The organism is Kribbella sp. NPDC020701, from assembly GCF_055562215.1.
This window is the reverse complement of the sequence record NZ_JBVHFT010000004.1, coordinates 120,927-132,833: the sequence shown is the minus strand read 5'-3', so window position 1 is coordinate 132,833 and position 11,907 is coordinate 120,927. Positions and strand designations below refer to the sequence as shown.

Below are 11,907 nucleotides of genomic sequence, written 5' to 3'. Positions count from 1 at the left end.
GGTCAGTCCTCTTCCAGTACGGCGAGACCCGGGAGCTCCTTGCCCTCCAGGTATTCGAGCGACGCCCCACCGCCGGTGGAGATGTGCCCGAACTGGTCGTCGGCGAAGCCTAGCTGGCGCACCGCCGCGGCCGAGTCACCGCCACCGACCACGCTGAGGCCGTCCACCTCGGTCAACGCCTGCGCGACGGCCTTGGTTCCGCCGGCGAACGCCGCCATCTCGAAGACACCCATCGGGCCGTTCCAGAACACGGTCTTCGCGCCGGCGATCTCGGCCGCGAACGCCTTGCCGGACTCCGGGCCGATGTCGAGGCCGAGCTCGTCGGCCGGAATCGCGTCCGCGGCGACCACCGTCGCCGGCGAGTCCGCCTTGAACTCGGGCGCGACCACGATGTCGGTCGGCAGCACGATCTCGACGCCCTTGGACTTCGCGGTCTCCAGGTAGCCCTTGACCGCGTCCAGCTGGTCGTCCTCGAGCAGGCTCTTGCCGACCTCGTGGCCCTGCGCCTTCAGGAACGTGAAGACCATGCCGCCGCCGATCAGCAGCTTGTCGGCCTTGGCCAGCAGGTTGTCGATCACCGCGAGCTTGTCCGACACCTTCGCGCCGCCGAGCACGACGACGTACGGGCGGGCCGGCTCCTCGGTCAGCTTCTTCAGTACGTCGACCTCGGCGAGCACCAGGCCACCGGCGGCGTGCGGCAGCTTGCGCGCCACGTCGTACACGCTGGCCTGCTTGCGGTGCACGACACCGAAGCCGTCGCTGACGAACACGTCGGCCAGCGCCGCGAGCTCGTCGGCCAGCTGCTCGCGCTGCGCCTCGTCCTTGCTCTCCTCGCGCGGGTCGTACCGCACGTTCTCGAGCAGCAGGACCTCACCCTCGTCCAGATCCTGTACGGCGGACTGCGCGGAGTCACCCGTGACGTCGCCGGCGAAGTGCACCGTGATGCCCTCGGGCTGCAGCAGCTCGCCGAGCCGCCTGGCCACCGGGGCCAGCGTGAATTCCGGGTTCGGCGTGCCCTTCGGGCGGCCGAGGTGCGCGGTGACGATCACCTTCGCGCCGGCCTTGGCCAGCTTGATCAGCGTCGGCAGGGACGCCCTGATGCGGCCGTCGTCGCCGATCGTCTCGTCCTTGATCGGCACGTTCAGGTCGGAGCGGACCAGCACCCGCAGGCCGGCCAGGTCGCCAAGGTCTTCGATGGTCTTCACGGTTCAGCTTTCCTCGAGATCAGCGATGAGCCTGCGCCCGGGAAGACACCAGGTCTACCGGACGCAGGCTGCGATGTGTGAAGGGTCAGAGCGAAGCGCCGACGTGGTTGACCAGGTCGACGAGGCGGTTGGAGTAGCCCCACTCGTTGTCGTACCAGCCGACGACCTTGACCTGGTTGCCGATCACCTTGGTGAGGCCCGCGTCGAAGATGCAGGAGGCCGGGTCGGTGACGATGTCGGTGGAGACGATCTCGTCCTCGGTGTAGGTCAGGTAGCCCTTCAGCGACCCCTCGGCGGCGGCCGCCCGGTAGGCGTCCTTCACCTCGTCGACGGTGACCTCGCGGCCGACGGTGACGGTGAGGTCGGTGGCCGAGCCGGTCGGGACCGGAACGCGCAGCGCGTAGCCGTCCAGCTTGCCCTTGAGCTCCGGCAGCACGAGGCCGATCGCCTTCGCGGCACCGGTCGAGGTCGGCACGATGTTCAGCGCAGCGGCGCGGGCGCGGCGCAGGTCCTTGTGCGGGCCGTCCTGCAGGTTCTGGTCCTGGGTGTACGCGTGGATCGTGGTCATCAGACCCTTTTCGATCGTGAACGCGTCGTTCAGAACCTTGGCCAGCGGGGCGATGCAGTTGGTGGTGCAGGACGCGTTCGAGATCACGGTGTGCTTCTCGGCGTCGTACAGGTCGTGGTTCACGCCCATGACGATGGTCAGGTCCTCGTTCTTCGCCGGGGCGGAGATGATGACCTTCTTGGCGCCGTTGTCGGCGTGCGTCTTGGCCTTGGTGGCGTCGGTGAAGAAGCCGGTCGACTCGATCACCACGTCGGCGCCGACGTCGGACCACTTCAGGTTCGCGGGGTCGCGCTCGGCGAACGCCTTGAAGCTCTTGCCGGCGACGGTGATGTCGTCGTCGGTGGCGGAGACCTCGCCCGGGAAGCGGCCCAGAATCGAGTCGTACTTCAGCAGGTGAGCGAGGGTCTGGTTGTCGGTCAAGTCATTGACGGCGACGACCTCGATGTCGGCACCGGACGCCTGCGCGGCGCGGAAGAAGTTACGGCCGATCCGGCCGAAGCCGTTGATACCTACGCGTACGGTCACGGGACTGCGTCTCCTCAAAACTAGCTGTCGAGCACTGCCGCTACAGCCCGAAGACTAGCCCAACAGCCCACTGAGCCAACTGGTACCGTCCACATCAGACCACCATGACCGGCCGGTAGCTCCACGAGCAGACCACCCGGACGCAAGCACTGCCCCGGAAACCTCCCGGGGCAGTGGTTTGTATACCAGTTGACCAGCTGGTGACGTCAGCGCTCCACAGCCGGCTTGGCCCCGCGCGCGTTCAGCGCACCGGCGATGCGGCCCTTGGCCCCGTCCAGACGCCCGGGTGCGGTGGCGCCGTCAACCGGGCGGCGTTCGGCATCCAGCAGTTGCTTGGCGAAGGCCGCGTCGCCGGCCTGGCCCACACGCAACGTGCCGGCCACCTTGTTCAGGGTGCTCGGCGGGGCCGGTACGGCGTCGTCCGGCCAGCCGGCGGCAGGCCCGGTGTCGGCGACCATCTTGCTCTGGCCCTGCTGCTTCGCGGCCTCCTGCTGCTTGCGGTACTCCTCGAGGGCCCTTGCCTGCTCAGCGGCCTTCAGCAGGTTCTCGGTCTTCACCCGCTCGAAGTCGTCGCGTGCTCTGGCTTCGTCTTCTGCCGTGCCCATTGGTCTCCGATCGTCGTTCCCTGGGGTACGACGATCCAACCAACGTCGCCGGGGCGCCGTGGGCTCTGCGAGATAACGATCCGGTCAGGCCGGGTCGAGCATCTCGGGGGTGAGGTTGGCTTCGGTGTTGGGGATGTTGAGGTCGGAGGCGCGCTTGTCGGCCATCGCGAGCAGGCGGCGAATGCGGCCGGCGACGGCGTCCTTGGTGAGGGCCGGCTCGTGCAGTTGGCCGAGCTCTTCCAGGCTGGCCTGCTTGTGCTCCAGCCGCAGCTTGCCTGCCACCTGCAGGTGATCCGGTACGTCGTCGCCGAGAATCTCCAGCGCGCGCTCGACCCGCGCGCCCGCCGCGACCGCCGCGCGGGCGGAGCGGCGCAGGTTCGCGTCGTCGAAGTTGGCCAGCCGGTTCGCGGTCGCGCGGACCTCGCGGCGCATCCGCCGCTCCTCCCAGGCCAGCACGGACTCGTGCGCGCCGAGCCGGGTGAGCAGCGCTCCGATCGCGTCGCCGTCGCGGATCACCACGCGGTCGACGTTGCGCACCTCGCGGGCCTTCGAACCGATGCCGAGCCGACGGGCCGCACCGACGAGAGCGAGCGCCGCCTCCGGACCTGGGCAGGTGACCTCGAGCGAAGACGATCGGCCGGGCTCGGTCAGTGAACCGTGGGCCAGGAACGCCCCGCGCCAGGCCGCCACCGCGTCACAGGACGCACCGGACACGACCGCCGGCGGAAGGCCACGGACGGGCCGGCCGCGGTTGTCGACGAGGCCGGTCTGTCGCGCCAGCGCGTCACCGTCGCGGACGACGCGGACGACGTACTTGGTCTGCTTCCGGATTCCGGACGGGGAGATCACCACGACGTCCGACGGGTGCCCGAAGATCTCGGCGATGTCCTTGCGCAGCCGCCGGGCCGCGGCACCGCTGTCCAGCTCCGCCTCGACGACGATCCGGCCGGACACCAGATGCAAACCGCCCGCGAATCGCAACACGGACGACACCTCGGCCTTGCGGCAACAGGGTTTTGTGACCTGAATACTGGTCAGCTCGGACTTCACCTGTGCTGTCATCGCCATAGAAGGCATCCTCCCACCACTGTCAAAGACCCTCGGTGCTCGTCCCTCGATGCGAGCTTCCGCCGAGCGGAGCTCGGCGGAAGAACGGAAGGGGATGAGGAGGGACCACGTCACTCCAACGCAGTGAGCAGTGCCCTGTCATGGGGGTCTGCAACCTTTCGTGTGGCTGGTCGCGTTTCTTCGCCGACAGTGTGACAGGAGGGGCATGAAGGCACGGGACGAAGCCGAGTTCACCGAGTTCGCCGCGATCACGGTCCGGCGGCTGCGGCGTACGGCGTACTTGATGTGCGGCGACTGGCATCGCGCGGAGGACGCGGCCCAGGACGCACTGGTGAAGGTCTACCGGCGCTGGAGCCGGATCGAACGCAAGGACAACCTGAACGGCTACGCGCACCGCGCCGTCGTGACCGCGGTCTTCGACCAGTCCAGGAAGCCATGGCGCCGCGAACGCCTGCACGATCCGGACGACAACCACCCGGCGGTACCCGATCTCGCCGGACCGGTCGACGATCGCCTGCTCGTCGTGCAGGCGCTCGCCGCGCTGCCGCCGAGCCAGCGTGCGTGCGTCGTACTGCGGCACTACGCCGACCTCAGCCTCGAGCAGACCGCCGATGTCCTCGGGATCGGCGTCGGCGGCGTCAAGAGCCAGACCTCCCGCGGGCTGGCCCGCCTCCGCGAACTACTCGGACAGACCGAAAGGAGCGCCTCATGAGCACGGACATCGAACGCATGCTGGCCGCGGCCGCCGACGACTCGGACCGACCGCTGCAGACCGACGTCGACGACATCCTCGTCCGCGCCCGCCGGTCGGTTCGACGCGGCCGGATCGCCACCGTCTCCACCGCGGTCGTCACGACCGCCGCGATCGTCGGCGGCATCGCGGCCTGGTCCGCGACCCGCCCCGAGAGCGCGGGACCAGCCGGTACGCCGGAGGGCCAGACCATCACGATCGACGCGAAGACCGGCCGCATCATCGACAACGAGACCGGCAAGACGGTCACGCCGGCACCTCCGGTGAGCCCGTTGTCGGATGCCGAGATCCTCCGCCGCTGCACGCGGTTCGACACCACGTTCGAACACCTCGTCAAGCAGTCGCAGAAGAAGACCACCGACAAGGCCGAGCCGCTCAACGCCGGGTGGAAGCTCGTGGTGAAGAGCGGCGACCGGTCCGTGCTGAACGCCCTGTTCCTCTCACCGGACCAGTCGATGGTCTCGACGTGCACCATGACTGGACCGTCGAAGCCGGAGAGCTACGGGCGCACCAGCACGGCTGAGGTCCGGGCCAGGAGTCAGAACCGACAGCCCTTGACCGTGCGGGACAGCCTCCTGGTTCCGGTCCCCGGTGTCACCCGGGTGCTGGTGGACATCGATGGTGAAAGCAGTTCTCGTGAGGCCCTGGTCGGAACCGACGGATTCGTCACCCTCGGCAACGCCGGGAGGATCGACCAGTTGATCACGGTGAACCGGATCCGCGGCTACGACGCCGCCGGCACGATGGTGTACGACCAGACCCCGAAGCCGGTCACTGCCCCGGCCCAGCCGACCGTCGATCCGTCGGTGACCGTCACGACCGCGGAGCCGATCACACCGCAGATCCTGCTCACCAAGGATCCCCTGACCGGGAAGCCGCTCGCTCCCCCGCCGCCGGTCAGTCCGCTGACCGACGAGCAGATCACCACCCGTTGCCGCGGCGTCGACGACATCTACTTCAAGGACCTGGACAGGGGCGGAGCGTCGAACCCGAGTACCTCGGTGATCAAGGCGGCCGGGCCGGTCACGAAGGACTGGCAGGTCGCGCTCAAAACCGGCACGGGTGACAAGCTCACCGCCGTCCTGGTCTCGCCGGACAAGCGGGTGTACGCGTGGTGCCACATGCTGACGCCGACGGCCAAGGGCGCGTACGACTACACGCGGGGCGCGGTGCAGGCCGACGGCACGTTCGGATCCGGCGTCGATTTCGGGATGGTGCCCAAGGGAGTCGCGCAGATCGTCGTCGACCTGCCGAAGCAGGGCCCGACCCGCGCGCTGATCTCCAACGGCTACTACATCTGGGGACTGACCGGCGGGAACTCGGACATCCAGACGGTGCGGGTCCGAGGCTTCGACGCCCAGGGCAAGCAGGTGTACGACAAGCAGCTGCAGGTCGACGCCGACTTCGACTGAGCGGACCGGTCAGGCGAAGATCTCGCGGTAGACCTTGGCGAGTTTGTCCGGGGCGTGGTGGAGGTGGCGGTCGTCGTCGGCGATGTCGGCGATCACCAGCTCCGCGCCGAGGGATTCCGCGGTACGGCGCAGGGACGCGGGATCCGGGACGTGGCCGGCGTCGGCGAGGACGACGTCGATACGCAGGTCTGGAGCGTGTGCCGCGAGGACCTCGAGGTGGGTCTCGGGTGAGAAGCCGTCGGTCTCGCCCTTCTGCTCCCCCAGGTTGAGCGTCAGCAGCCGACGGGCGCTGGTCTGCTCGAGCCCACGACTCAACGCGGGCACCAGCAGGTTGGGGATGACGGACGTGAACCACGAGCCCGGACCCACCACGACCCAGTCGGCTTCCGCGATCGCCACCAGGGCCTCGGGGCAAGCCGGCGGGTCGGCCGGGTCGAGCGCGACGTCGACCACCTGACCCTCGGTCGTCGCCACCTCGGCCTGACCGCGGATCTCGGTGATCACCTCCGGATGCTCCGGATCCAGCCCGAGCACCCGCGCCGTGATGTCCAACGGCACGGCGGACATCGGCAGCACTCGCCCTTGCGCACCGAGCAATCGCGCCACCCAGTCCAGCCCGTCGACGGCCTCGCCGAGCAACTCCCACAACGCGACGATCAGCAGGTTGCCGACCGCGTGGTCGTGCAGCTCACCGTTGCTGCGGAAGCGATGTTGCAGTACGTCGGCCCAGGTCCGGCCCCACTCGTCGTCGCGGCAGAGCGCGGCCAGCGCCATCCGTAGATCACCCGGTGGCAGGACGCCGAGCTCCTGGCGGAGACGTCCGGACGATCCGCCGTTGTCGGCGACGGTGACGACCGCGGTCAGCTGGTCGGTGACGTGACGAAGTGCGGACAGGGATGCGGCCAAGCCGTGTCCCCCACCCAGTGCGACCACCCGGGGCGCCCGTGACACTACGCCGTCACTCCCGCCCCAGATCCCGGTGTACGACCAACGTCGGCGACCCTTTCTCACGCAGCCGGCGGGCGATCTCCTCGGCCATCGCGACGCTGCGGTGCTTTCCCCCGGTGCAGCCGATCGCGACGGTGACGAAGCGCTTGCCCTCGTTCAGGTAGCCGGTCCGCAGGGTGTCCAGCACGTCCACGTAGTTGTCCAGGAACTGCTGGGCCAGCGGATGGCCGAGCACGAAGTCTGACACAGGCTTGTCCTGCCCGGTCATCGGGCGCAGGTCGGGCTGCCAGTACGGGTTCGGGATGAACCGCATGTCGGCGACCACGTCGGCGTCGACCGGGATGCCGTACTTGAACCCGAACGACACCACGGTCGCCCGCAGCTCGGCGTTCTCCTCGTCGCCGAACGCGTTCACGATCTTCGCGGCGAGCTGGTGGATGTTCATGTTCGAGGTGTCGATGACCAGGTCCGCGCCGGCCCGGATGTCGCCGAGCAGCTCGCGCTCGCGCTGGATGCCGGTCAGCAGCCGGCCCTCGCCCTGCAGCGGGTGCGGCCGGCGGACGCTCTCCTGCCGGCGCACGATCACGTCGTCGGACGCCTCCAGGAACAGCGTCAGCGGCCGGTATCCCTTGAGCCGCAGATCATGGATCGCCGAGCTCAGCTCCTCGAAGAACAAGCCGGTCCGGACGTCCACCACGACCGCCAGCCGCGGAGCCGCGCCGGTGCCGACCACCTGCTCGACGAGCGTGGTCAGGAACATCGGTGGCAGGTTGTCGACCACGAACCAGCCGAGGTCCTCCAGTACGTCGGCGACGGAGCTTCGTCCTGCGCCGGACATCCCGGACACGATGATGAGGTTGCCGCCCGTGTCGTCCATCAGCTCTCAGTTCTCCCTGGGTCCCCGTCAGGCGCCCCGGCCGGCGCCGGGACGTCGTCGCCCAGTATCTCGCCCGTGGCCGTGTTCACCGACGGCGCCCGGCCGGTTTCCGCCTTCGTTGCCGCAGCGTTCACCGCGAGTACGACGGACTCCGCCGTCCGCCGGCCGAATCCGGGCAGGTCGGCCACCTCGTCGATCGTGGCCCCCCGCAACTTCTTCAGCGAGCCGAAATGCCGCAGCAGCGTCTTCCGCCGGACCTCGCCGAGCCCCGGGACCTCGTCGAGAACACTCTCCACCATCGACTTCGAGCGCCGGTTGCGATGGTGGGTGATGGCGAACCGGTGCGCCTCGTCGCGTAGGCGCTGCAGCAGATACAGCCCTTCCGACGTCCGCGAGAAGATCACCGGGTCTTCCTCGTCCGGCACCCAGACCTCTTCGAGTCGCTTGGCCAGGCCGACCACCGGGATATCGCCGAGGCCGAGCTCGTCCATCGCCTGGCGTGCGGCCGCGACCTGCGGCGGACCACCGTCGACGACGACCAGTCCGGGTGCGTAGGAGAACTTGCGCGCGCGGCCGGTCTCCGGGTCGATCAGGGCGGCCGAGGGATCCTCGTCCTCCTGCAGCGTGGCCCGCTCGTCGAGCAGTCGCCGGAACCTCCGGGTCAGCACCTCGGCGATGGACGCGACGTCGTTCTGCCCGTCGACACCCTTGATCACGAACCGGCGGTACTCGCTCTTGCGGGGCAGGCCGTCCTCGAAGACGACCATCGAGGCGACCACCTCGGTGCCCTGCAGGTTCGAGACGTCGTAGCACTCCAGCCGCAGCGGCGCCTCGGGCAGGTCGAGCGCGGCCTGGATCTCCTCGAGCGCCTGGTTGCGGGTCGTCAGATCGCTGGCCCGCTTGGTCTTGTGCATGGTCAGGGTCTGCAGCGCGTTCCGCTCGACCGTCTCCATCAGGGCCTTCTTGTCGCCGCGCTGCGGGACCCGGATGAACACCTTCGAACCGCGCAGCTCGGACAGCCACTCGGTCAGCGCCTCGATGTCGTCGGGCTCGGTCGGCACCAGGATCTCGCGCGGGATCGCGTCGCCGGAATCACCGGCGTACGTCTGCTGGATGAACCGGGACACCAGGTCGCCGGTGGTCGCCGTACCGTCGGCCTTGTCGGCGATCCAGCCGCGCTCACCACGGATCCGGCCGCCGCGGACGTAGAAGATCTGGACGGCGACCTCGAGCGGGTCCTCGCTCAGCGCGATCACGTCGGTGTCGGTGCCGTCGCCGAGGACGACCGCGTTCTTGGCCAGTGCCTTCTCGAGGGCGGCCAGGTCGTCCCGGATCTTCGCGGCCCGCTCGTACTCGAGCTCGGCAGCGGCGGCCCTCATCTCCTTCTCCAGCCGGCGCACGTACGTAGCCGTCTGGCCGGACAGGAAGGCGGCGAAATCGTCGACGATCTTGCGGTGCTCCTCCTGGCTCACCTGACCGGTGCAGGGCGCGGCGCACTTGCCGATGTAGCCCAGCAGGCAGGGCCGGCCGATCTGGCGGTGCCGGTTGAAGACACCCTTGCTGCACGAGCGCATCGGGAACACCCGCAGCAGCAGGTCCACGGTCTCCCGGATCGCCCACGCGTGGCTGTAGGGACCGAAGTACCGCACGCCCTTCTTCTTCTGGCCGCGGCCGACCATCACCCGCGGGTAGTCCTCGTTGAGGGTGATGGCGAGCCACGGGTACGACTTGTCGTCGCGGTACTTCACGTTGAAGCGCGGGTCGTACTCCTTGATCCAGGAATACTCCAGCTGCAGCGACTCGACCTCGCTGGCGACCACGGTCCACTCGACCTTCGAGGCCGTCGTCACCATCGCCTGGGTCCTCGGGTGCAGGTTCACCAGGTCCTGGAAGTACGACGACAACCGGGCCCGCAGGTTCTTCGCCTTGCCGACGTAGATCACCCGGCCGGCGGAGTCGCTGAAGCGATACACACCAGGCGAGTCGGGGATCGACCCGGGAGCGGGACGGTAGGAGGACGGATCAGCCACTCGACCACCCTAGTTCGGGTCGCCGACAAATCCGGAATCCGGCAAAAGTCTCTAACGCCGCTTCAATGACAGACTTGAAGGCATGACTGTTGAAGAGATGGATCGGCTGATCCGTGCGGACGACGGCATCCGGGTCCTCGAGGCTCAGGACGACCTGTTCTACCTCTACGACCCGGCGGCCGACCTGCCGGCGGAACGGCAGCAACCGTTCGCCACCATCGTCACCGGCGACCACTACGAGCATGTCTCGCGGCTGGACGAACCCGGCGCCTGGCGGCTCAACCTCGGCCTGACCAAGGCGACGTACACGTCCTTGTTCGGTCCGGTGCCGACCGAACGCGACGCCGACTGGGTGCTGGACTCCGGCCATGACTACTCCGTGCGGGACAAACTGATGCCACATCCGTTCTACGCCTCACAGCACTGGGTGTGCATCGTCTCCCCCACCGAACTCGCGCCGCTTCGGCCATTGCTCACCGAGGCCTACGAGTTCGCCGCCCGCAAGTACGCCAACCAGGCGGCCCGCCAAACCCGATGAACGTTGCGGTCGTGTTGCGGCTTATGTCATAAGGCCGGTTTGATCGCCGGTTGGGATGAGCGCGGTCTCTAGCGTGTGACCCAGGGTAGATGCGCAGGACCTTTGCGTGAGGCAATCGGGCCTTGCGCTGACTCGAGGGAGTTCCGCCCATGTTCCCCACCATTCGCAGACCGCGTGCTGTGCTGGGCGCGGTCGCCGCGTCCGCGCTCGCCGTCACCGGGATCGCCGCCATCGCGGCCGGGAGTGACGCATCGGAATCCGCAGCCGTCACCATCCGCGGCGCCGGTACCCCGGACGCCATCCCCGGCAGCTACATCGTCGTCCTGAACGGCCGGCGCTCCCAGGCCCAGACCCGGGCCACCAACGCCAGCCTGGCGAACAGCTACGACGTCAAGGTGCGCGACCAGTACGACGCCTCGATCAAAGGCTTCTCCGCGAGCATGAGTGAGGACCAGGCCAAGAAGCTGGCCGGGGACCAACGGGTCGCGTACGTCCAGCAGAATCAGAAGATCACCGTCGCGCAGGACGATCCGCCGTGGGGCTTGGATCGGGCCGACCAGCGTGACCTGCCGCTGGACAAGAAGTACGAGGCGGCCACCACCGCGGACAACGTCAGCGTCTACGTGATCGACACCGGGATCTACGCCGCGCACAAGGACTTCGGCGACCGTGCCTCTGTCGGCACAGACACCGTCGGCGACGGCCAGAACGGCGTCGACTGCATGGGACACGGCAGCCATGTGGCCGGCACCATCGCGGGTACGACGTACGGCCTGGCCAAGGGTGCCAAGGTGTTCGGCGTCCGGGTGCTCGACTGCAAGGGCTCCGGCTCGACCGAGACCGTGGTGGCCGGGATCGAGTGGGTGACCAAGAATGCGAAGACGCCCGCGGTGGCGAACATGAGCCTGGGTGGCGGCGCGGACGACGCGCTGGACGCGGCGGTGAAGGCGTCGGCCGACTCCGGCGTCACGTACGCCGTTGCTGCCGGCAACGAAAGCTCGGACGCCTGCCAGGGTTCGCCGGCCCGCGAGCCGTCGGCGATCACCGTCGGCGCGACCGACGACCAGGACCAGAAGGCGACGTTCTCCAACTGGGGCAAATGCGTCGACCTGTTCGCGCCCGGCGTCGACATCACCTCGGTCGGCATCACCGACCCGGACGCGACCGCGAAGATGAGCGGTACGTCGATGGCCACGCCGCACGTGGCCGGCGGGGTCGCGCTCTACCTGGCCGACCACCCGGACGCGAAGCCGGCGGATGTCGCGACCGCGCTCGTCGGCGCGTCGACGCCGGACAAGGTGGGCGACCCGGGCACGGGCTCCCCGAACAAACTGCTGTTCGTCGGCAAGGTCGACCCAGCGCAGAAGTGACAGTCACCTG

The 11,907-nt window shown here is 68.6% G+C and carries 11 protein-coding genes; 4 read left to right on the top strand and 7 right to left on the bottom strand.

Annotated elements, in window-relative coordinates:
- Positions 1-2: 2 nt before the first annotated feature.
- The 4 genes from ACZ3HV_RS10835 to whiA form a co-directional block, all read right to left on the bottom strand.
- Positions 3-1,205: a phosphoglycerate kinase gene (locus ACZ3HV_RS10835; protein WP_465683057.1), complete on the bottom strand. Its 1,203-nt coding sequence runs from the start codon at positions 1,203-1,205 to the stop codon at positions 3-5.
- 85 nt (positions 1,206-1,290) lie between these two features.
- Complete coding sequence (gene gap / locus ACZ3HV_RS10830; protein WP_360367807.1) at positions 1,291-2,298, bottom strand: type I glyceraldehyde-3-phosphate dehydrogenase; 1,008 nt, start codon at positions 2,296-2,298, stop codon at positions 1,291-1,293.
- A gap of 206 nt (positions 2,299-2,504) precedes the next feature.
- Entirely contained in the window at positions 2,505-2,903 is a 399-nt protein-coding gene (locus ACZ3HV_RS10825) for a hypothetical protein (RefSeq protein WP_465683055.1), read from the bottom strand.
- Positions 2,904-2,987: 84 nt separating this feature from the next.
- Positions 2,988-3,971 carry a DNA-binding protein WhiA gene (whiA, locus tag ACZ3HV_RS10820; protein WP_132403991.1) on the bottom strand — a complete coding sequence of 328 codons (984 nt, stop codon included), beginning with the start codon at positions 3,969-3,971 and terminating at the stop codon, positions 2,988-2,990.
- A gap of 205 nt (positions 3,972-4,176) precedes the next feature.
- Between whiA and ACZ3HV_RS10815 the strand changes: the two genes are divergently transcribed.
- Positions 4,177-4,683, top strand: a complete 507-nt coding sequence (locus ACZ3HV_RS10815) for a SigE family RNA polymerase sigma factor (RefSeq protein WP_465683053.1) — start codon at positions 4,177-4,179, stop codon at positions 4,681-4,683.
- Entirely contained in the window at positions 4,680-6,134 is a 1,455-nt protein-coding gene (locus ACZ3HV_RS10810) for a hypothetical protein (RefSeq protein WP_465683051.1), read from the top strand. The genes ACZ3HV_RS10815 and ACZ3HV_RS10810 overlap by 4 nt, the downstream gene beginning before the upstream one ends.
- Before the next feature lie 9 nt (positions 6,135-6,143).
- Here the strand turns inward: ACZ3HV_RS10810 and ACZ3HV_RS10805 are convergent, their stop codons facing one another.
- Genes ACZ3HV_RS10805 through uvrC form a run of 3 tightly spaced genes read right to left on the bottom strand, consistent with a single transcriptional unit; the run spans position 6,144 to position 9,989 of the window.
- Positions 6,144-7,085: a gluconeogenesis factor YvcK family protein gene (locus ACZ3HV_RS10805; RefSeq protein ID WP_465683049.1), complete on the bottom strand. Its 942-nt coding sequence runs from the start codon at positions 7,083-7,085 to the stop codon at positions 6,144-6,146.
- Between the two features lie 7 nt (positions 7,086-7,092).
- Positions 7,093-7,959, bottom strand: a complete 867-nt coding sequence (gene rapZ / locus ACZ3HV_RS10800) for an RNase adapter RapZ (RefSeq protein ID WP_465683047.1) — start codon at positions 7,957-7,959, stop codon at positions 7,093-7,095.
- Positions 7,959-9,989 (bottom strand): excinuclease ABC subunit UvrC, encoded by a 2,031-nt coding sequence (gene uvrC / locus ACZ3HV_RS10795; RefSeq protein ID WP_465683045.1) that lies wholly within the window; start codon positions 9,987-9,989, stop codon positions 7,959-7,961. The genes rapZ and uvrC overlap by 1 nt, the downstream gene beginning before the upstream one ends.
- A gap of 82 nt (positions 9,990-10,071) precedes the next feature.
- On the opposite strand from uvrC, the gene ACZ3HV_RS10790 reads away from it, so the two are divergent.
- Both ACZ3HV_RS10790 and ACZ3HV_RS10785 read left to right on the top strand, forming a co-directional pair.
- Entirely contained in the window at positions 10,072-10,527 is a 456-nt protein-coding gene (locus tag ACZ3HV_RS10790) for a DUF6194 family protein (RefSeq protein ID WP_465683044.1), read from the top strand.
- Positions 10,528-10,676: 149 nt separating this feature from the next.
- Entirely contained in the window at positions 10,677-11,897 is a 1,221-nt protein-coding gene (locus ACZ3HV_RS10785) for a S8 family peptidase (RefSeq protein WP_465683042.1), read from the top strand.
- The last annotated feature ends 10 nt before the right edge of the window (positions 11,898-11,907 follow it).